This window comes from Sphingobacterium nematocida, assembly GCF_900168125.1.
Classification (GTDB): Bacteria; Bacteroidota; Bacteroidia; order Sphingobacteriales; family Sphingobacteriaceae; genus Sphingobacterium; species Sphingobacterium nematocida.
Genome location: NZ_FUZF01000001.1, coordinates 481375 through 501499 on the forward strand (window position 1 = coordinate 481375; position 20125 = coordinate 501499).

The following is a 20125-nucleotide window of genomic DNA, read 5'->3' on the forward strand; positions in this document are numbered from 1 at the left end:
AAATAAATTAACACAGGTTAAGCAAATTACGTCATGTTTGAATCCATTATTTCACTTTTAGAACAAACCAATCCAATATGGGCTGCATTTTATGCAACTATGTTTACCTGGTTGTTGACCGCCTTAGGTGCTGCCTTCGTATTTTTCTTCAAAGGAAACCATAAAAAATTTATGGATAGCATGCTCGGATTTACTGGAGGGGTAATGGTAGCAGCCAGTATCTGGAGTTTGCTTATACCCGCTATAGACATGAGTGATGGCGAAGGATTTACAAAAGTGTTGCCTGCGGTTATTGGCTTTTTGGCCGGAGCAGCATTCCTGTTCGTATTAGACAAAGTATTGCCCCACCTACATGTCAATTTTAAACAAGTAGAAGGTATAAAAACACCGTGGCAAAAAACAACACTACTCGTATTAGCTATTACCTTACATAACATTCCGGAAGGATTAGCTGTAGGTGTATTATTTGGTGGTGTCGCAGCGGGTATTCCTGAAGCAAGTATCGGAGGAGCAATAGCACTCGCCATAGGTATAGGATTACAAAATTTTCCGGAGGGAATTGCTGTGGCCATGCCGCTACGTCGCATGGGGATGAGTCGTCGAAAGAGTTTTTTTTATGGGCAACTATCGGCTATTGTTGAGCCTATTGCAGGAGTTACGGGAGCAATTGCCGTAGCAGCTTTTACCCCCATGCTACCCTACGCATTGGCTTTTGCTGCCGGAGCAATGATATTTGTTGTTGTAGAAGAAGTCATTCCCGAAGCACAACAGAATAAGAATTCCGACATGGCCACAATGGGGTTTATAGGAGGATTCATTATAATGATGACACTGGATGTGGCGTTAAGCGGCTAGAAACATTAAATCAATCTAGCTTTATTATCTTAAATTCGACAGGAAACATCGGGTAATCTAAGCTATCGGTTTTCAATTTACTGATTTCAAGTAGAACATCCATTCCTTCATACACTTCTCCAAAAATGGTGTAATCTCCATCCAAGCGAGGTTGTCCACCGAATTTAAGATAATTTGCCCGTTGCTTTTGAGTATACTTATGGCCTTTCTTTTTTTCCAATTGGTCCAACTCTTCTTCCACGACAGCTTTACCTACAACAAAATAAATCTGATTTAAAAACGAAGCTTTTTCTGGATTATCATCTCTTCCAGCTCCTAATGCACCGACTTTATGAAAAGCTCTCTCATCAAACTCAGGACTTAGTCTCGGCTTTACTCCTGAAAGATTAACAGCCTCTCTCCTTGCGATATCAACATCATGCTCCCCTCCTTGGACGACGAAATCGGCTATAACGCGATTAAAAAAAGATCTTGCATAAACATCATCCTTAACAGCTTTTAAAATTAAATCCCTATGTTTCGGAGTGAAATCATAAAGTAAGACTTTAATATCTCCAAATCTCGTTTGAAACACTAATCGATTGGTTTGAGCAGTTAGAGATATTGCTGAAAACAAAATAAATATCAAAAGTGGAATTATCCTCATGTATCAAATAAAATTTAAAATTAGCGATCAAGTGTCAGCAATATGTCATTTCGAATAAAATATTTCAGAGAGCCTTGCATAGTGTACAAATTACACCTATATTTGTGCTATCATAATTTAGGTTTATAATTGGTTATAAAGGTTTTCATTCTCCCCGTTTGAAAACCTTTTTTGTTATCTTTCTGATATGCCTGTTATTCAACAATACGGTCATAAATAGCGTCCCATAAAGCGATTCTTTTATTTAAAGCCTCTTTTGAGACCTTCTTTATAGCATCCCATTTTATTTCATCCATTCCAGCCAATTCCAAAATCATCTGCATTGCTAAAGGTCCATGCTCATCACCGTCTAATTCAATATGACGTTCAAAATAATAGATAAATTTTCTTAGATCTGTATCGGGGAAACGAACTTGAATCTCTTTTAGTATAGCACTAAACATCCCTGGAATCAGATCCTCTCTTCCAAAAGTAAAAGCAGCAGCGACTTCGTGATCTCCTCCGTTAAAAATAATATTAAAGGTATATTCCAGAAATTCTCTTACTCGTGGATCAGCCTCTAATTGATCTATAGCACCCCCAAGCTGCTCACCCCGCTTGATAGCAGACACAAATTGATTGATAGCAGATGTATCAGCTCCCATTGAAACCATCGCGTCCAAATACATTTCAAAATGACTTAATCTTCTCCCGTCAATGTATTCATCTGATTCTTCGGCCAATACAATCTCATTAATAAGGTATCTTGTATTTGGATACTCCGAAGCTATCCATGGTACCTGTGTACATGTCAAACGTCCTTGTAAACTTTTCAATAAAGACATAAAATCCCATACAGCGTAGACATGCACTTCGGTAAATAGACGTAAGTCTTTAATACTATTAATTTTGGAGTATAGCGGATGTGCTAATAGTTGCGCACGTTCATCTTGGATATACGCATTAATCTCTTCGATCTTATTCATACACAAAAGTAGGGATTCGCAGCCGTATCGCTAAAAAAAACAGTAAACTAAATTACCACTTTTTAACTCTTTAACACTCCCCTAATCACAATATTTTGATTCATAGAACAATAAAAATTAGCTGTTATCGGGGATGAAAAATACATAAAACTATTAGCATCTTTGTGCAAGTAATGGAACTAAAAATGAAAAAAATAACTTTATTTATTACAGCAGTGGTATTAAGCTGCACAAGTGCATGGGCACAATCCCAGAAGTTGTTTCGTATTGACTACCGCGTATCGACAGAATCTAACGCTACGACAACAGACAACAACAATCCACTCATGACTGCTTGGGTCAACAAAGAATACTTTAGAGTGGACAATGCTGCGTTAAGCGGAGTTATATACATCACCCATAAAAATGAAAATTCTTCCTTTGCATTAATACCAGATTCAGAGGAATATGTTATTAATGACACCGATTCGGAAGAGGAAGAAGAACTTCTGCCTATCGAATTAGTCGCTGGAAAACAGAAAAAAATAGCTGGCTATAATTGTAAACTAGCTCAAGTAAAAGTAGATTATGGAACAGAAGATAATGAACAAACTTTGATAGAAATCTGGTATACCGAAGATATTCCTAATCTATATTGGGGAGAATTTATGTTTTTCAAACAACTGAAAGGAGCTGTATTATCACTAACGGTTGGGGGCAATGGATTTGTTGCCGAAAAAATACAAAATGAGACGCTGGACAACAGTTATTTTGAAGTACCAGAAAGCTACACAGAAATGACTGGTGAAGAACTAGATGCGGCCAACACACAATTAGCTGAAGACCGTTTTCTGTACAGTGACGAGTCTGAAGCACTCTTCGGAATGAAAGATGAATCTGATAATATAATAATAGAACCATTGTATACTTACATTGGCATATTCACTGAGGATAACGTAGCCCTGGCAATCGATAAAAACGACAAATATGGTGCAATTGATAAAAATGGCAAAGTGTTAATCCCATTTAAATATGAATACCTTAGCTATGACGAGAATACAAAACAGTATTTATATGGTCAGAGCGAAAAATACGGTTTATTGCATAAAGATGGTAAAATCTTTATACCTGCAAAATACGATATGATTTCTTTTTTCAACCACGGGATGGCTATTGTCACAATTGGTGAGAAAAGCGGTCTAATTGACCAAAACCAAAAAATAATAGTTCCCGTTGAATACGCTTTAATTTTTGATTATAACAAAACCAATTTTGCCACCATCGTAGATGAGGAATACGTTCTATACAACATTGCACAAAAGAAAAAAATAGGTGAAGGATATGAATTCCTCTCTCTATCCACTGATAGTAATTTGATACTAGCACAAAAGGCTGGAAAATATGGATATATCGACGAGAATGGTAAAACGATTATTCCTTTTAAATTTACTTTTGCTAATACGTTTTCGGAAAATATGGCAGCTGTAGCAGAAGACGCAGATGCTGTAGAGATATATTATATCGATAACAAAGGTCAACGCATTAACATGTCCGAAGACTAATTAATATTTAAATCTCCACTATGCTATTCTTATTAAATAGCATAGTGGAGATTCTACCCCATTTCAACAGAAAGCTTTATATTCGTTAACTTATTTTCACAAAATCGGGACGACTTTAGCATGGGACAAAAGCTATTAGGGCAATTTCTTCGGTGGACTATATATGCCTTTGGTATCGCCTATCTATTCTGCTTCAATATAGTTCAGGCTCAAGACCTGCTTAATCGGCTAAAAAAAGAATACAACAAAACAGGAAAAGCTAGTGTAGAGCGATTTCAACTAACCGGAAAATACGCCCAAGCACTTTTCTTTAATAACCAACAAGACGAAGCAATAGCTCTTCTAGAAGAAAATGTATCACTAGCATCTAAACTCTCCGACGGTAAGTATGCAGCCTACCTATATACAATTCTTGCCATAAACAATCGTATCCTTGAAAACACCTCTATTTCAGCGGATAATATTGGTAAGGCCAAATTGTACGCAAAAAAGACAACCGAATTAGAAACCAAAGGCTATGTCAAATATGGTGAAGGCTGGTTAGCTACAAGGAACAACAAAGAAGCCGAAGCCGTACGTAACTTTCTACAGGCATTACAATATTTTGATTCCGCTCCTCCCTCGCCTACACTCGATACTCGAAAATCTTCGGTATATAAAGAACTAACCTCTATATATGCTAATTGGAATGAATATGAGTCACAGGAGAAGTATGGGAATTTGGCCCTACAGCTTGCTGTAAAACAGAAAGACGCTAGCGCTATTTTCGAAGCTTATATGTCTATGGGTTATATGTATGAACAGCAATTTATACTGAATCCTCATATACAGCAACACCGAAATTTAGCCGAAAAATATTATTTACAAGCGATAGACCTCTATAATAAAAATAAACATACCATTGCCATTGCTTCCAATCTGTCTTTTGTTGCCAACAATCTGGCAAATCTCTACTTACGCTTCTACCCAGAATCTTACAAAGGGAAAGTCCAGTACTACGCACAATTGGCCGAATCGAAAGGACTGGAAACAGGACAACATAATCATGTTGCGTCAGCATACGGTATACAGGCTGAACTCGCTATTCAAGAGCAGGACTTCGCAAGAGCCAAATCTAATTTATTGGCTTCACTAACTGAGATTAATAAGGAACCTGTTACTGACCAACATATATTATTAAGTATTTACGAGAACCTTAGTGATATATGTGAGCGTGATGGCGACTACAAAGAGGCCTTACGTTATTATAAACTATATAGAGAAGTCTTTGAGTCGATTTACAATAAGGAAAAACTTGGACTTAGTAAGCGGCTCGAGGCCCAATATGAAAAAGAGAAGCAGATGCAGGAGGTCAAAAACCTGCAACTGGAGTCTGAGAAAAAGGAACAACAATTACAACTCATGCAGGTTCTTGGTACACAACAAAGGCAGGAACTTGAAAATCTTCGACTCCGAGAGGAAAACAACTTAAAGCGGTTGGAGCTATCCCGAATGGAAGCCGATCAACAACGACAAGCATTACGCCTTTCGAAACTAGAAAGTGAAACTCGCGCCGGCGAAGCTTTAAATTACAGAAAGGAACTTTCTTACAGAGAAAAAATAAATCGGTTTTACACCATTCTAATTGCGGCGACATTCATACTCCTACTCGTCCTATTCTATGCCTATAGGCAACGTACTAAGCACATGAAACAGCGGGAAAGACTGCACGGCTTAGAATTAGAAAAGGAGAGACAACGATCAAATATTGCTACATTAACGGCCATGCTTGATGGGCAGGAGCAAGAACGAGGTCGCTTAGCAAGAGACCTCCATGATGGATTAGGTGGTTTACTGTCAGGAACCAAATTACACTTATCTCATATCAGTGAACAATCGGACGTTTTTTCAAAACGACAATTATCAAAGTCGATCGAACAAATTGATATTGCAGTAGACGAATTGAGACGTGTAGCACATAACCTGATGCCTGATCTGTTGCAGAACTATGGCTTGGAGGAAGCGTTGACAGACTATGCTTCACGCATGTCCAACGATTCGACAGAAATCCATGTGCAGTTTTTACACTACAGAAATCCTATGGATAAAGATCAGGAATTGATCACCTATCGAGTCATACAGGAATTAGTCAACAACGCCGTTAAACACGCCTCTCCCCATCAAGTCATTATTCAGATTGTAGAAGAGGAACTTCGCTACATGGTTACCGTGGAAGACGACGGTAAAGGATTTGATATCGATAATATAAAAAACACCAACAGTGCAGGTTTACACAATATTAACTCTCGAGTTCGCTTTCTGAGTGGTAATCTACATATACAATCAAGTGTCACTCTCGGAACTAGTGTAGAGTTTGAATTTCCAAAAAAAAATAAAGATGATTAAAATAGCGATTGCAGACGACCATCCCTTATTATTAGAGGGCTTAAAAAATATTTTATCCCAAGAGCCAGACCTTCAGATTACAGCTTGCTATCAAAGTGCTGAGATCTTAAAACAAGGTATACAAGAGACACCAATAGATGTCTTACTACTCGATATTAACCTTTCCGATAGCAATGGAATAGATTTGATAAAACCCTTACGTGCAGAATTTCCTTCAATGTATATCATTATCTTAAGCGTACACAATGAATATGCGGTTATCAATACAGCTTTTCAAGAGGGTGCACAAGGATACATACAAAAAAACGCAGGCGTTGATGAGATCCTAAACGGAATAAAAACTGTACTTCATGGACAACGATTCAGTTGTTCACAAACGAAAACCGTCGTAGACAAAAAAGCAAAGGACGGTCTTAGTAGCGTACCCAAACTTACACGTCGCGAAAAAGAAATTTTAGTTGAAGCTGCTATCGGTCTTACTACCGTTCAGATAGCGGAGAAGTTGTTTATTAGTCCGCATACGGTAGAGAGTCATCGCAAAAATCTAATTGAAAAATTTAAAACATCAAACCTTAGCTCTGCAATAAAACTCGCTATCGAATATGGCCTGATTAGAGCTTAAGATATTAAGCTTTTTTGAGATCGACGAAAAGTTTGTTTGCAATGCTGCTCGTCGATCCATACTTAATATTTCGTAAACAACCGAGAAAAGTGGTTGAATCCAAAATTATTGGCACATGCAACAGGGGACAAAAGCAGGACAACAGGCACCCTATAAACGTGTAAAGAACTAATTTAAAAACACTAAAAATCAACACATTAACCAAACAAAAAACAACAAACTACTCTAAATACAAGTTATACTACCCGTTTACTACCCTCTTCAAAAAACGTATAATACCGACGTATTTTGCACCTTTGCTTAACAGAAAGACCAAAAGAAAAGCCAATCATGAAGATACACTATAAACTGACTATTTACAGTAGATTAGCAGGTAAATTCAAAGAAGAATACATACTTACCTCGAAGGAGATTTCTATTAACCCGCTGCATTTTGTATCAGCAGAAAAAAAAGTAACGTGTCATAATGGGCTACCATTAAGACACAATAGCCAAACAAAAGAAAATCGAGAAGCTGTGTTATTATAGCGTCTATTTCCAGTTCAATTGAGCTTTAAATATGCACTTCTGATCTACTAGGTTATAGTCCTCATCATAGACAGGAAGATAGAAGAAAAAATATAAGGGCTTTTTTACTTTCTCAACGGAGACAGATTCCTCTGTTGAAATATGATAAAAGCTATTGATCGTTCGGAATGCTTCCCAGGAGCTAACACTCCCATCTGCACCTAAATCAAAGCGATGGTCTTCTGTCGATGTAAAATACCAATAACTAGGCGCTTCATCATTTACAAAAACTTCTTTATCATTATTAAATAAAGACTCCGCCATTCCGGTTTCATCAAACCACATTACCTGCAGATCTGCATCTCCCAATGCAGACTTATAAATATATTCGTCTGTCGTTATCCCAACCAAAAACCCCTCTACTCCAGCAGACTTTATCTGGAATGAAAAGGTTTTTGGTGACAGTATATACCTATCACCCTTAGGCAATACCACTTTACCATCCTGTATGATCTTAAAATCGACTTCTTGAGCTTTGAGAACACTTAAGGTCCATATAAAAGCAAAACAAAAAAACAGTCCTTTAATACACATTTTATAATCTTTCTTACTTTAATATTAAAACTACCCGACACGACTCACACCCAACAGGTTTCGATTGCTTACGATAAACATCAAAATGTATTGTATTCAACATTTTATCCACAAGCGGATCTCCCGTTGGCACCCTATCGGCTTCAATACCCTGTATTCTGAGCTCGTTCTCCCTTTCCATTTTCAACAAATAATAGCCAAAATAACCTCTCGACTCGACCACCAATGTGTCTCCGTTCAACCTCCATTTGTAAGTCTCCACATCCGCGGCATAGCAAGTATCTAGATCCCCCTCATAATATGTGTAATCCACCGTATTATCCAATTTGAAAACAAAATTTCTTAACAACTGACAAGGATTAAAGTCCTTAATCACTTCGCTCCTCTCTTCGATAAAACCAGACCGTTCTAACTTCCACACACCTATTAACTTAGTCGTGTCTATTTCTTGTGCGATTGCATCACTATAAAACACCACCATCAGTAAAAAAATCGTCCTTAAATATTTCATATGTATATAATTTGACCTTCAATGGCCATTAACTTATTCCCATTGTCTTCGACGAGCTCCTTGCGTCGGTTTATCGGATGGAATATCCAACCCATATTATGCACGCTTGTGTTGCGAAATGATGTGCACGCTGCTTCACGGTCATTCGTGTTTGTGCAACCATTGCTATATGAATATTTCATATAGCGACAAAAGTAATAATTTCCGTAATCTTCTCTCTCCCTGCTTCCGGGGATTTTGATGCCCTCTATTCATTCTTAACTGACGCCAATATGACAGAGATTAGTTTCCGCTCTTTTCAAAAAAGACTATCTTTACATTGGCTTTAGGGGTGTCCTTTGTAATGGACTGAGATAGACCCTTTGAACCTGACACGGTTTGTACCGTCGTAGGGAAAAGCAAGAACCTATCCAGGCACAATACAGCTGTATTGTTGTCACACCCTCCTTTAAAGTCTTTAGATTATTTATTTTAATAAGGCTTGCACATGTCACATTCTATCATTAAACAATTAGAAGAACTAAAAAAACTTAACCCTCTAGTTCACAACATCACAAACTTAGTTGTCATGAACAATACAGCTAATGCCCTACTTGCATTAGGTGCATCTCCAGTTATGGCACACAGTCCAGCCGAGATCAAAGATATCTTAGCAATATCCAGATCCTTAGTCATAAATATAGGAACACTTAGTGCTTCCTGGATAGAATCGATGTATCAAGCTGCTTCTTACGCAACATCAATAGGATGCCCTTGGGTCCTCGATCCTGTAGGCGCTGGGATCTCAACACTCCGCAATGGCGCACTCAAACACCTTTTAAGCCTACAGCCAACCGTCATTCGTGGTAATGCCTCAGAGGTATTAGCGCTAGCTGACTTTAGCCTGGCGACAACAAAAGGTGTAGATAGTACGGCTCCTAGCTCAAGTGCGCTTCAAGCCGCCCTCAAACTTCAGGATAGCTACAAATCCATTATATGTATCTCTGGAGAAATAGATTACATCGTTTCATCAAAGGAAATTATTGAAATACATAATGGCCACATTCTGATGACAAAAGTCACAGGATTGGGCTGTACATCTTCAGCCTTAATCGGTGCATTTTTAGGCCTACGCAAAGACACACTTGAGGAAACTATTGCTGGAGTGGCTGTATTAAGTTTGGCAGGGGAACTAGCAGCAAAAACAGCTAAAGGTCCTGGAAGCTTACAAATGTACTTATTGGACGTTCTTTATAACCTTGACACCCCTACATTACAACGAGAACTTAGTATACAACGTTATGGACGTAGAGACTAACTTTCCATTTCCACTTTATCTGGTAGTTTCAGAGCAGGACTGCATACACCTACCATGGCTTAAGGTAGCCGAGGAGGCAATTCTTGGTGGAGTAGATATCATACAGCTGCGCGAAAAAAAAACGGATCACAGGGAGTTTCTCAAAAAAGCGATGGCGCTAAAAGAAATAACGGATCATTATCAAATCCCGTTGGTTATCAACGATGCTGTAGAAATCGCTACGTCTATAGACGCATGGGGAGTACACGTCGGGCAAAATGATATGCCTCCTAGCCAAATTCAAGAAAGATATGGCACTCGGCTAAATATAGGTTGGTCAATAGAATCTCTTCTACAGTTAGATTCTCCCGAAATAAAGCATGTACAACACCTCGGTGTGAGCCCTGTTTTTCGTACAAAGACGAAAACAGATACTATTACTGAATGGGGTATCTTGGGGATACAACAGTTACGGTTATTAACCGCTTTGCCCCTAATAGCAATTGGCAATATAAACGAATCTAACATCGCTGAAGTACAACTGGCTGGAGCATCTAGTATGGCTGTCGTATCTGCCATATGCCACAGCACCAATCCTAGAGAAGTCGCATTAGTCTTAAAGAAAAAAATCAAAAACAATCTATTGTAATGGAACAAGAGAAATACACTGTAGCTTCTGTACTCTCCATCGCCGGTTTTGACGGAAGTGGCGGAGCGGGGATACAAGCTGACACAAAGACAATTTCAGCCTTGGGCTGCTATGCCATGAATGTACTCACGGCTCTCCCCGTACAGAATACACAAGGTGTAAAGAAGATATATGAAATACCAGCACAAGCGATTAGAGACCAGCTTGAAACGATCTTTGAAGACATCACCCCTACAGCAATCAAAATAGGGATGGTACACAGCACAGCGCTGGTTGAGCTTATCGCCGACTTCTTAAAAGACTACAATGGTCCTATCGTATTTGATCCTGTCATGGTTTCTACCAGCGGCCACCGTCTCATACAACAGGATACCATCCAAGCCTGTGTAGACCATCTATTTCCTTTGTCCACGCTAATCACGCCCAATCTCGATGAAGTCGCTGTGCTTCTAAACGAAAAAGTAGACAGTCTTCAAAAAATGCGCACAGCTGGTACCAAGCTTTTAGAAATGCATCCAAAAGCCGTTCTTGTAAAAGGAGGACATCTCCCTGGCACAGATCTATCATCCATTCTATTGTACGGAGACCAAGAGTTCCAATTTGACACCACAAAAATAGAGACACGTAACACCCATGGATCAGGCTGTACTCTTTCTTCAGCCATCGCTAGCTATTTAGCTCTTAAAAAGGATTTAAAAACTGCCGTAGGCCTATCGTTAGATTACGTACATCAAGCCATACTCGGCAGCCAACACCTGTCTATAGGACAGGGTAGCGGGCCGCTCAATCATTTTCACAACCCTCAAAAATTAATAATATCACATGAAATGGACTAATCACGCCTGGCAGCACATACAGCCACTATACAGCGATATCCTAGCGATGCCCTTTATACACGAACTAAAAAACGGCACACTCCCTTTAGACAAATTTCAGTTCTATATGCAGCAAGATGCCCGCTATCTCGAGCATTACGGTCGTGTTTTAGCTTACCTAGGGAGCAAAACTCCAGACAATGATCAAGCCTTGGACTTCTTCGATTTTGGCAAAAATGCACTGATTGTTGAACGCGCTCTGCATGAAAGCTATTTTACCCAATTTGGTATCCACGAAGTCAGCGATGCGGCAGATCTCGAGCCCGTATGCCATCACTATGTACATTTCCTCAAAAGCACAGCAGCATTCGACCCGCTAGAAGTCGCTATGGCAGCAGTACTCCCCTGTTTTGTGATTTATAAAGAAGTAGGAGACTACATTATTGCCACACAGACCAATCGGGCCAATCCATACAAAAACTGGATTGATACCTACAGCGGTCCCGAATTTGCAATCGGTGTTCAAAAAGCAGAAAACTATGTGAATGCCATGGCAGAAAACACCACCGAAGCCATCAGAGCGCAGATGCTGGACGCCTATGTCAAAGCCTCTCAAATGGAATTTAAGTTTTGGGAAGCGGCCTACAACAAGACCGCTTGGTAAACTATACCGTCCTATCGACCGTAGCGGAGACCTCAGTAGAGCTTTCCGCTACGGTCAGGAGGACGTTTGCTATCATCGCTTTCCTAGATAATTAAGAAAAACTCAACTCCTCACAAAACGCGTTTTCAGCTCAATAAAAAAACTTTTTATTCAACACTATAGCTCTAAACACGTTTTAATACCATAGCAGAGGCACCACCACCGCCGTTACAGATTGCTGCCAATCCGTAAGTTCCGCCTTCTTGAGCCAATACGCTAGTTAAGGTCACTAGAATACGGGCTCCCGAACAACCTAGCGGATGCCCTAAAGAAACAGCACCTCCATAAACGTTTACTTTATTAAGATCTAAATTTAGGATCTTCGCATTAGCGAGTGCTACTACAGAAAATGCTTCATTAAACTCAAAGAAATCGATATCATCGATTGAAAGTCCAGCCTTCTTCAACACCTTCTCTGTCGCTATGCTCGGCGTCGTGGTAAACCACTCTGGAGATTGCTCCGCATCAGCGTAGGCAATAATTTCAGCTAAAGGTATCAGTCCCAGCTCCAACATTTTCTCTTCACTCATCAACATCAAAACCGCTGCACCATCACTGATAGTTGAGGCATTGGCCGCAGTGACAGTACCGTCTTTTTTAAAAGCAGGTCTCAGTGCTGGTATTTTATCGTAGTTAACCTGATTAAACTCTTCATCCCGGCTAATTACTTGTTCCCCCTTGCGCGTATGTACGGTCACGGGTACCACTTCGTTCTCAAATTTACCTGCTTCCCAAGCTTCTTGACTACGTTTATAGGAAGATATAGCATAGGCATCTTGTTGCTCTCGGCTTATTTCATATTTATCGGCACACAGTTCAGCAAATACTCCCATTGCGTCCTGACTATACGCATCAGAAAGCCCATCTTTCTGAAGACCATCTACCAATGTCTGATCGCCATACTTGGCCCCCCATCTGGTAGACACAGCATAATAAGGCACTTGGCTCATACTTTCCATTCCTCCCGCCAATATAACATCCGCATCACCCAAACGAATGGCCTGTGTAGCCAAAGCAACAGCTTTCATACCGCTTGCACATACTTTATTGATTGTCGTAGCAGGGATATTATCTGGCAAGCCACTTTTTTTAGCAACCTGTCTTGCGGGTGCCTGCCCAACATTTGCTTGAAGTACATTTCCCATCAACAGTTCATCCACATCACCTCCTTGTAGACCAGTATCACGAACTATAGCCCCAACAACTTCTGCTCCCAGTTGACTGGCTGACAAACCCGAAAGCCCTCCACCAAATCCGCCAATAGCGGTTCGCTGTGCAGCAACTATAAAAACTTTTCTTCCCATAATTTAAATGCATTTTGTAATCATATACCTGTTTATAACTTGGGGTTCGATAAAAAATCACAGACCCCTAAAAACTTCACTCACTGTGATAGATAGCAAATTTAGTATTTAATATCAAAATAAATATGAAATACAAAACCTTTTTGGTTAAATTAGCAGATATCCCGAATAATTGCTAGAAACGAACGGGAAACTATAACCAGTAAACTTAAACGTATATGCGTGCATCAATTTTGACAGCAGAACACGAGACATTTAGAGAAACACTACGTACATTCATACGTAAAGAAATCCTTCCCCATGTAGATCTTTGGGAAAAACAAGGACAGATAGATCGACAGATATGGAAAAAAATGGGAGACATGGGCTTCATGGGGCTAAACTATCCCGAAGAATACGGAGGCCTTAATCTAGACTTCTATTTCTCTATGATTTTTTGCGAAGAAATGTCGCATTGCTTTTCCGGCGGATTTACCATTTCCGCGCTCGTTATACAGTACATGTCGGCCCCTTACTTGCTAAAACACGGCTCTGAAGAGTTAAAGCAAAAATACCTCCGCCCTGTCATCAGCGGAGACCTCGTTAGTGCAGTTGCCATCACCGAGCCGGGTGCAGGATCTGATGTACAGCAAATCAAAACTACCGCAATCCAAGAGGGCGATTATTACATTGTAAATGGCTCCAAAACTTTTATTACCAATGGCTACTACGGCGATTTTTTTATAACAGCCGTAAAGACTAATCCCGAAAAGGGAAACAAAGGCATAAGCCTATTACTTATAGATTGCAACAGTCCGGGAGTTACCGCCAATAAAATCACCAAAATGGGTTGGCTGGCCTCAGACACTGCCGAACTGGGCTTCGATCAGGTCAAGGTGCCCGTATCTCACTTAATAGGAGAAGAAGGCAGTGGCTTCAAATACCTTATGGGTGGACTACAACTAGAACGCCTTACCGCAGCCATACACAGCTTAGCGACTACAGAATCGGCACTAAACTACACGTTAGACTATATGCGTCAACGAGAAGCTTTTGGTAGAAAGCTACAGGACTTTCAAGTGTTAAGGCACCGTGTTGCACAACTTGTGGCCGATATCACCACTACCAAAGCTTTTATTCAACACTGTTGCGACCTACAGGAACAGGGCGAGTACGCTGTCAAAGAATGTTCGATTGCCAAACTACAGGCCAGCGAACTAGCCGTACGCGTGGTCAGCGAATGCCTACAGCTTTTCGGCGGCTACGGTTTTACCGAAGATTACAAAATCGCCCGCCTATATCGTGATGTCCGTGTAGGCACTATTATAGGCGGAACGTCCGAAATCATGCTCGAGATCATAGCCAAAATAGCGATCGATGACATTCAATACCAACCAAAGGAAAACAAATAAAGCTATGCTATACGACCCATTTAATTTTTCCCGAATAGGCATTATTGGTGCAGGCATGATGGGAGCAGGAATTGCCTTTGAAGCGGCAAAAGCGGGCATCAAGGTCTTGCTCAAAGACATGACTATCGAGCAGGCACAACAGGGCAAGTTCTATTCCGAACGAATTTGTCTAAAACTCATAGAAAAAGGAAAGATGCACGACGAGCAGATGAAACAGCTCCTTGCCAATATCGAACCGGTTTGTGACTATGATACATTTCATGATTTAGATATGATCATAGAAGCTGTATTTGAAGATTTAGATCTTAAAAAAACAGTTATCCAAGCATCCCAATCGGGACTTCATCCAGAAGCTTTTTTCGCATCCAATACAACATCCCTCCTTATCAGCGAATTGGCAAAGTCAAGCCAGGATCCAGCTACTTTCATTGGTATACACTTTTTCTCGCCCGTAGATCGCATGAAACTGGTGGAGATCATCCGTGGCAGAGAAACCAGCCCACAGACAGTAGAGAAAGCAAGACAGTTGGCCCACAAGCTAGGCAAAACCGCTATTGTTGTCAACGATGGTCCCGGCTTCTATACCTCCCGAGTCTTTTTCAACTACCTACTTGAAGCGATCACGATGCTGCTGGAAGGTATACCTGCAGAGCAGATCGAAGCCAAAGCACGGGAAGCGGGTTTTGGTGCCAGTCCATTAGCGGTATTAGATGAGATATCTCTTCCTCTAATGCTGCATGTATATGATCAGTTTCCCTCATTGAGTGCCAGCCAACAGCGGGCCTACCGCTATATAAACACCTTGGTATCAGAGGGTCGATCGGGACGTAAAGCAGGTAAAGGGTTTTACACCTACGGCGAATCAAAAACACTATGGAAAGATCCGGCATTACCGTTTACCGCACCTACTATCGAGGAAGGGATAATCGCCAAAAGACTCTTACACGTAATGGCACTCGATAGTTATCGCTGCTTGGAAGAGGGCATTTTGGACAACAAGAGCGATGGAGATACAGGCTCTATGCTCGGCATCGGATACCCACAGCGTACGGGAGGTGTCTTCGGTCATATCGACCAAGTCGGATTACCGCAGTTCGTCCGCGAATGTGAACAATTTGCCGACAAAGGCGAACAGTGGGACATTCCGGAATCTTTACAGAAGTGAGGTTAAGATGTGAAGGTGTTATCGAGTTATCAAGTGAACATGTTATCTAGATAATGATGCTTGATAACCGTAAAATTAACGTCACCCTGCTGTGTCCCGAGAATCGGGGAGTGGAGTGCAACGGAATCGAATACGGCTATGGACTATATTGAAGTCATGTATAGCTTTTAGATCCCTCTATTCCGCTATGCTGCAATCGGGATGACGAGATAGTTAACAAATCCGTCATTGCAAGAGGTAAGTTTTTTAACAAACACTAAGGAGATCCCATGACAGTATACGTCATTCCGCAAAGGCGGAACAGGCTCTCGCGGAGTTCCGAGTTTACCTCGGGAACCTTGCGGAGTACTTGTTCCGATACATCGGAAGGTCTACAAACTGTATAGTATTAATATTATAGCTTCTAGATACTCCGATACCCGGAGCAGGCTCTCCACTACGCTCGGCATGACAGCACACTCTGTAAACCATTCATTCCAAACGAAATAGCACGAAGCGAAGCAATCCCCCCTATAACAAGGAGATTGCTTCATTTCATTTGCAATGGCGCTTATCATCTACCGCCTCCTACTTCATCATCAAGTCTACCAAATCATTGACATCCATCGCGACGAACGTATCGTAATCCAAAGTGGATTCGCAAATTAACCGCTGTTGCTTTTCGGAGAAAATGCGAGCCAGATTACGCTTGTACTTTTCAATAAGTTTCGGAATTCCCTCCTCTCTACGTCTTGGGTGCCCTATAGGATATTCCACGAGCACCTCCGGCAGAACTGTACCATCGTTCATTACAATCGTAATAGCATTAGCAATCGCCCGCTTCTCCGGATTGTGATAATCCACAGTAAATTTTTTGTCCTCGATGCAGGTTATTTTATCCCTTAATACATCTATTCGGGAATCCAATGCCACGGCATCTTCATAGTCTTCTGCAGTAAGCTGTCCAAATAGTAATGGTATAGCCACCATATATTGAATACAATGATCCCGGTCTGCAGGATTATATAGCGGCCCTTTTTTATCAATAATACGGATAGCAGCTTCGTGTGTACGTATAGTAATATGCGCAATATCTTCAGCTGTATTCCCTCGCGATATGAGTTCTCGGTAGAGCTGCATGGCACATTCCACGGCAGTCTGTGCGTGAAACTCGGCTGGAAAAGAAATCTTAAAAAGGACGTTCTCCATCACATAAGATCCATAAGGCCGCTGAAATTCGAAAGCTTGACCTTTAAACAAGACATCGTAAAATCCCCATATAGGCGCAGATAGTACCGAAGGATACCCCATTTCACCTGTTTTCGCGATCAATGCCAAACGGACAGCCCTAGAAGTGGCATCACCTGCAGCCCAGGATTTACGACTTCCGGTATTCGGGGCATGCCTATAGGTCCGCAAAGCCTGCCCATCGACAAATGCCAAAGACACTGCATTGATCAACTCCTCTCGACTAAGCCCTAAAAGTCGGCCTACTACAGCCGTTGAGGCTACCTTTACCAAAATCACGTGATCCAGCCCCACTTTATTAAAAGCATTCTCTAATGCCAAAACTCCTTGAATTTCGTGGGCCATAATCATAGCATCGAGGACCATATCCATTTTAAGTGCTTTTTGCCCCTTGGCTATGCCGGTACGGCTTAGCCAATCTGCAACAGCTAAAATGCCTCCAAGGTTGTCAGACGGATGTCCCCATTCGGCAGCTAGCCAGGTATCATTAAAGTCCAACCAGCGAATCATAGCACCAATATTAAATGCAGCCTGTATAGGATCCAGCTGAAAGTTTGTACCAGGTACCTTTGCTCCATTAGGTACGACGCTTCCCTCGACAATGGGGCCCATCAATTTTGTGCAAGCCGGATAAGTGAGTGCCTCAAAACCACAACCGATAGTATCCAAAAAACAATAAAAAGCAGTTTTACGTGCTAGCGTGCTATCTATATTAAAATTTAAAACATAATCGGCTATATCGCTCAACACTAGATCAGGTTGAGGTCTTTCATTTGATGGTATTGAAGACATTTCTTAAAATATTAGTTTTACAGTAAATAGTTTTAATTAGCGTTGATTTAATGGAACAAAAGCTCTGTTTTCGGGTCCCACATAATTGGCACTTGGACGGATTATCTTGCCATCCTGTCGTTGTTCGAAGACATGTGCAGACCAACCTGTAATCCGAGAAAGCACAAACAAAGGTGTAAACATCTCTGTAGGTATGCCCATCAGGTGATAGGATACAGCAGAATACCAATCCAGATTAGGAAACATTCGTTTTTCCTCCCACATCACCTTTTCCAATCGTTCGGCTATATAGTACAGATTCATGTCTCCGGCTTCTTCGGATAACTCTCGCGCTACACGCTTGATGACCTCATTGCGCGGATCTGAAATCGTATACACAGGATGCCCAAAACCGATAACCACCTCTTTATTTGCCAGCCTTCTGCGTATATCGGCTTCGGCTTCATCAGGATTAGCGTAACGGGTCTGTATTTCGAAAGCCACTTCGTTAGCTCCACCGTGTTTTGGCCCCCGCAGAGCCCCTATAGCACCTGCTATGCAGGAATACATATCCGATCCTGTCCCAGCAATCACGCGTGCTGTAAAGGTAGATGCATTAAATTCATGTTCCGCATAAAGATTCAGCGAAATCTGCATGGCGCGCACCCAAGAATCAGGAGGTACAGTCCCGTGTAATAAATGTAGAAAATGTCCGCCCAACGTTGCATCATCCGTTTCTACAGCAATCTCTCGCCCATTTTGACTAAAATGGTGCCAATACAACAAAGCTGATCCCATGGAAGACATCAGTCTATTAGCTATATCTCGTGCTCCAGCCAAAGGATGGCTCTCCTTTTCGGGCTGTAAGCTTCCAAATACCGAAACGTAAGTACGCAGCACATCCATAGGATGCGCTGTTGTGGGCAATTGTTTCAATACCTTCTGTATAGCGATGGGCAAGCCCCGTTGACTTAATAATTGTGTCTGATAAGTATTCAACTGTGCCTGAGTAGGTAGAGCACCATATATCAGCAGATAAGCAACCTCTTCAAATGTTGCACGATCAGCTAGTTCGAGTATATCATATCCCCTATAATGCAGATCATTCCCACTCTTACCCACCGTGCTCAACGCTGTATTTCCAGCGGGCACACCAGATAATGCCACACTCTTTTTAGGCTTAAATCCTATTTCGTTAGTCTCATTCATCGTGCTTCGTTTTAAAAAGGTTATCTAATCGGTTCTCGTAGGCATAATAATCTATACTACGGTATAGCTCTTCTCTTGTCTGCATATGCTCCAAGACAGCAGCCTGACTTCCGTCCTGACGAATATGGGCATACACCTGCTCAGCAGCTTTATTTGCAGCTCTAAATGCAGATAGTGGGTATAAAACGATAGAGACTTCTGCATTTCGCAATTCTTCAACAGTAAACAAGGGAGTCTGTCCAAATTCCGTTATATTGGCTAATATGGGAAGCCCTGTACGCTGTGCAAATGCTGTATAATCGGACAGGCGGGTTACCGCCTCGGCGAAAATAAAATCTGCGCCGGCTTCCTTATAGGCCATTGCTCTTTCTATAGCACCGTCTATCCCTTCGGAAGCTATAGCATCTGTACGGGCGCCGATTACGAACTTATCATCCGTCCGGGCATCTACAGCAGCTTTGATACGGTCGACCATCTCAGACAGAGAGACCAATTCTTTGCCTGGTCTATGGCCGCATCGTTTGGCCCCGACTTGGTCCTCCATATGCACCGCCGCAGCTCCGACTTTAATAAGCGACTTGATAGTACGCGCTACATTAAATGCAGAAGGGCCAAAACCGGTATCTATATCTACCATTAACGGTAGATTACAGACATTTGTAATTCGGTCTACGTCAATAAGAACATCCTGTAAATTGGTTATTCCTAAATCGGGTATACCCAATGAACCAGCAGCTACACCACCTCCAGATAAATAAATAGCTTGAAATCCTTCTTGTTGGGCAAGTAATGCGTGATTGGCATTTATAGCACCGACCACTTGTAAAGGTTTTTCCTTTTCAATAGCTTCTCTAAAAAGAAGCCCAGGGGAGTTTATCATATAATTGGATATTGAATAACTATACGCCAGCATCAGTTACCAGCGTATAGTCTTTAATTCGCAAACACCCTACTACTACAGGGATTACTTATTCAAAGGATAAGATACG

At 41.2% G+C, this 20125-nt stretch carries 19 protein-coding genes and 1 riboswitch; of the genes, 11 read left to right on the forward strand and 8 right to left on the reverse strand.

Annotation, left to right across the window (positions count from 1 at the left end):
* The first annotated feature begins 33 nt into the window (after window positions 1-33).
* Window positions 34-855 (forward strand): ZIP family metal transporter, encoded by an 822-nt coding sequence (locus B5X76_RS02030; protein WP_079640762.1) that lies wholly within the window; start codon window positions 34-36, stop codon window positions 853-855.
* Between the two features lie 10 nt (window positions 856-865).
* On the opposite strand, the gene B5X76_RS02035 is transcribed toward B5X76_RS02030, so the two are convergent.
* Both B5X76_RS02035 and B5X76_RS02040 read right to left on the reverse strand, forming a co-directional pair.
* The gene (locus B5X76_RS02035; RefSeq protein ID WP_079640763.1) at window positions 866-1501 is read right to left on the reverse strand and encodes a peptidylprolyl isomerase; all 636 of its coding nucleotides are present in this window, start codon (window positions 1499-1501) and stop codon (window positions 866-868) included.
* 194 nt (window positions 1502-1695) lie between these two features.
* Window positions 1696-2466 carry a DUF3050 domain-containing protein gene (locus tag B5X76_RS02040; protein ID WP_079640764.1) on the reverse strand — a complete coding sequence of 257 codons (771 nt, stop codon included), beginning with the start codon at window positions 2464-2466 and terminating at the stop codon, window positions 1696-1698.
* A gap of 185 nt (window positions 2467-2651) precedes the next feature.
* On the opposite strand from B5X76_RS02040, the gene B5X76_RS02045 reads away from it, so the two are divergent.
* From B5X76_RS02045 to B5X76_RS02060, 4 genes are all read left to right on the forward strand, one after another.
* Complete coding sequence (locus B5X76_RS02045; RefSeq protein WP_176140967.1) at window positions 2652-4007, forward strand: WG repeat-containing protein; 1356 nt, start codon at window positions 2652-2654, stop codon at window positions 4005-4007.
* Window positions 4008-4127: 120 nt separating this feature from the next.
* On the forward strand, window positions 4128-6392 hold the full coding sequence (locus B5X76_RS02050; protein ID WP_079640766.1) for an ATP-binding protein: 2265 nt from the start codon (window positions 4128-4130) through the stop codon (window positions 6390-6392).
* The gene (locus B5X76_RS02055) at window positions 6385-7014 is read left to right on the forward strand and encodes a response regulator transcription factor (RefSeq protein ID WP_079640767.1); all 630 of its coding nucleotides are present in this window, start codon (window positions 6385-6387) and stop codon (window positions 7012-7014) included. Before B5X76_RS02050 ends, B5X76_RS02055 begins: the two co-directional genes overlap by 8 nt.
* Window positions 7015-7344: 330 nt before the next feature.
* Window positions 7345-7542, forward strand: coding sequence for a hypothetical protein (locus tag B5X76_RS02060; protein WP_079640768.1), 198 nt, complete (start codon window positions 7345-7347; stop codon window positions 7540-7542).
* A gap of 3 nt (window positions 7543-7545) precedes the next feature.
* On the opposite strand, the gene B5X76_RS02065 is transcribed toward B5X76_RS02060, so the two are convergent.
* Both B5X76_RS02065 and B5X76_RS02070 read right to left on the reverse strand, forming a co-directional pair.
* Window positions 7546-8115 carry a hypothetical protein gene (locus tag B5X76_RS02065; RefSeq protein ID WP_079640769.1) on the reverse strand — a complete coding sequence of 190 codons (570 nt, stop codon included), beginning with the start codon at window positions 8113-8115 and terminating at the stop codon, window positions 7546-7548.
* Window positions 8116-8128: 13 nt separating this feature from the next.
* A complete protein-coding gene (locus tag B5X76_RS02070; RefSeq protein ID WP_079640770.1) occupies window positions 8129-8626 on the reverse strand; it encodes a lipocalin-like domain-containing protein in 498 nt (165 codons plus the stop codon).
* 317 nt (window positions 8627-8943) lie between these two features.
* Window positions 8944-9038, forward strand: a riboswitch (TPP riboswitch).
* 75 nt (window positions 9039-9113) lie between these two features.
* Between B5X76_RS02070 and thiM the strand changes: the two genes are divergently transcribed.
* Genes thiM through tenA form a run of 4 tightly spaced genes read left to right on the forward strand, consistent with a single transcriptional unit; the run spans window position 9114 to window position 12030 of the window.
* Window positions 9114-9923, forward strand: coding sequence for a hydroxyethylthiazole kinase (gene thiM / locus B5X76_RS02080; RefSeq protein WP_079640772.1), 810 nt, complete (start codon window positions 9114-9116; stop codon window positions 9921-9923).
* On the forward strand, window positions 9907-10551 hold the full coding sequence (gene thiE / locus B5X76_RS02085) for a thiamine phosphate synthase (RefSeq protein WP_079640773.1): 645 nt from the start codon (window positions 9907-9909) through the stop codon (window positions 10549-10551). Before thiM ends, thiE begins: the two co-directional genes overlap by 17 nt.
* On the forward strand, window positions 10551-11387 hold the full coding sequence (gene thiD, locus B5X76_RS02090) for a bifunctional hydroxymethylpyrimidine kinase/phosphomethylpyrimidine kinase (RefSeq protein ID WP_079640774.1): 837 nt from the start codon (window positions 10551-10553) through the stop codon (window positions 11385-11387). Before thiE ends, thiD begins: the two co-directional genes overlap by 1 nt.
* Window positions 11374-12030, forward strand: coding sequence for a thiaminase II (tenA, locus tag B5X76_RS02095; protein ID WP_079640775.1), 657 nt, complete (start codon window positions 11374-11376; stop codon window positions 12028-12030). The genes thiD and tenA overlap by 14 nt, the downstream gene beginning before the upstream one ends.
* A 164-nt stretch (window positions 12031-12194) precedes the next feature.
* Here tenA and B5X76_RS02100 read toward each other — a convergent pair whose 3' ends face one another.
* Window positions 12195-13373, reverse strand: coding sequence for a thiolase family protein (locus B5X76_RS02100; protein ID WP_079640776.1), 1179 nt, complete (start codon window positions 13371-13373; stop codon window positions 12195-12197).
* A gap of 218 nt (window positions 13374-13591) precedes the next feature.
* Between B5X76_RS02100 and B5X76_RS02105 the strand changes: the two genes are divergently transcribed.
* The gene (locus tag B5X76_RS02105; protein ID WP_079640777.1) at window positions 13592-14764 is read left to right on the forward strand and encodes an acyl-CoA dehydrogenase family protein; all 1173 of its coding nucleotides are present in this window, start codon (window positions 13592-13594) and stop codon (window positions 14762-14764) included.
* Window positions 14730-15929: a 3-hydroxyacyl-CoA dehydrogenase family protein gene (locus tag B5X76_RS02110; RefSeq protein ID WP_079640778.1), complete on the forward strand. Its 1200-nt coding sequence runs from the start codon at window positions 14730-14732 to the stop codon at window positions 15927-15929. Before B5X76_RS02105 ends, B5X76_RS02110 begins: the two co-directional genes overlap by 35 nt.
* Window positions 15930-16496: 567 nt before the next feature.
* Here the strand turns inward: B5X76_RS02110 and B5X76_RS02115 are convergent.
* The 3 genes from B5X76_RS02115 to prpB are packed head-to-tail and all read right to left on the reverse strand — an operon-like array spanning window position 16497 to window position 20016.
* Window positions 16497-17948 carry a bifunctional 2-methylcitrate dehydratase/aconitate hydratase gene (locus B5X76_RS02115; RefSeq protein ID WP_079640779.1) on the reverse strand — a complete coding sequence of 484 codons (1452 nt, stop codon included), beginning with the start codon at window positions 17946-17948 and terminating at the stop codon, window positions 16497-16499.
* 36 nt (window positions 17949-17984) lie between these two features.
* Window positions 17985-19136: a bifunctional 2-methylcitrate synthase/citrate synthase gene (prpC, locus tag B5X76_RS02120; RefSeq protein WP_079640780.1), complete on the reverse strand. Its 1152-nt coding sequence runs from the start codon at window positions 19134-19136 to the stop codon at window positions 17985-17987.
* On the reverse strand, window positions 19129-20016 hold the full coding sequence (gene prpB, locus B5X76_RS02125; RefSeq protein WP_079640828.1) for a methylisocitrate lyase: 888 nt from the start codon (window positions 20014-20016) through the stop codon (window positions 19129-19131). Before prpB ends, prpC begins: the two co-directional genes overlap by 8 nt.
* Between the last annotated feature and the right edge of the window lie 109 nt (window positions 20017-20125).

What these genes read in the sequence shown, in the direction of transcription:
- B5X76_RS02030 (WP_079640762.1), top strand. Translation starts at nt 34, where the DNA reads ATGTTTGAATCCATTATTTCACTTTTAGAACAAACCAATCCAATATGG.
- B5X76_RS02035 (WP_079640763.1), bottom strand. Translation starts at nt 1,501, where the DNA reads ATGAGGATAATTCCACTTTTGATATTTATTTTGTTTTCAGCAATATCT.
- B5X76_RS02040 (WP_079640764.1), bottom strand. Translation starts at nt 2,466, where the DNA reads ATGAATAAGATCGAAGAGATTAATGCGTATATCCAAGATGAACGTGCG.
- B5X76_RS02045 (WP_176140967.1), top strand. Translation starts at nt 2,652, where the DNA reads ATGAAAAAAATAACTTTATTTATTACAGCAGTGGTATTAAGCTGCACA.
- B5X76_RS02050 (WP_079640766.1), top strand. Translation starts at nt 4,128, where the DNA reads ATGGGACAAAAGCTATTAGGGCAATTTCTTCGGTGGACTATATATGCC.
- B5X76_RS02055 (WP_079640767.1), top strand. Translation starts at nt 6,385, where the DNA reads ATGATTAAAATAGCGATTGCAGACGACCATCCCTTATTATTAGAGGGC.
- B5X76_RS02060 (WP_079640768.1), top strand. Translation starts at nt 7,345, where the DNA reads ATGAAGATACACTATAAACTGACTATTTACAGTAGATTAGCAGGTAAA.
- B5X76_RS02065 (WP_079640769.1), bottom strand. Translation starts at nt 8,115, where the DNA reads ATGTGTATTAAAGGACTGTTTTTTTGTTTTGCTTTTATATGGACCTTA.
- B5X76_RS02070 (WP_079640770.1), bottom strand. Translation starts at nt 8,626, where the DNA reads ATGAAATATTTAAGGACGATTTTTTTACTGATGGTGGTGTTTTATAGT.
- thiM (WP_079640772.1), top strand. Translation starts at nt 9,114, where the DNA reads ATGTCACATTCTATCATTAAACAATTAGAAGAACTAAAAAAACTTAAC.
- thiE (WP_079640773.1), top strand. Translation starts at nt 9,907, where the DNA reads ATGGACGTAGAGACTAACTTTCCATTTCCACTTTATCTGGTAGTTTCA.
- thiD (WP_079640774.1), top strand. Translation starts at nt 10,551, where the DNA reads ATGGAACAAGAGAAATACACTGTAGCTTCTGTACTCTCCATCGCCGGT.
- tenA (WP_079640775.1), top strand. Translation starts at nt 11,374, where the DNA reads ATGAAATGGACTAATCACGCCTGGCAGCACATACAGCCACTATACAGC.
- B5X76_RS02100 (WP_079640776.1), bottom strand. Translation starts at nt 13,373, where the DNA reads ATGGGAAGAAAAGTTTTTATAGTTGCTGCACAGCGAACCGCTATTGGC.
- B5X76_RS02105 (WP_079640777.1), top strand. Translation starts at nt 13,592, where the DNA reads ATGCGTGCATCAATTTTGACAGCAGAACACGAGACATTTAGAGAAACA.
- B5X76_RS02110 (WP_079640778.1), top strand. Translation starts at nt 14,730, where the DNA reads ATGACATTCAATACCAACCAAAGGAAAACAAATAAAGCTATGCTATAC.
- B5X76_RS02115 (WP_079640779.1), bottom strand. Translation starts at nt 17,948, where the DNA reads ATGTCTTCAATACCATCAAATGAAAGACCTCAACCTGATCTAGTGTTG.
- prpC (WP_079640780.1), bottom strand. Translation starts at nt 19,136, where the DNA reads ATGAATGAGACTAACGAAATAGGATTTAAGCCTAAAAAGAGTGTGGCA.
- prpB (WP_079640828.1), bottom strand. Translation starts at nt 20,016, where the DNA reads ATGATAAACTCCCCTGGGCTTCTTTTTAGAGAAGCTATTGAAAAGGAA.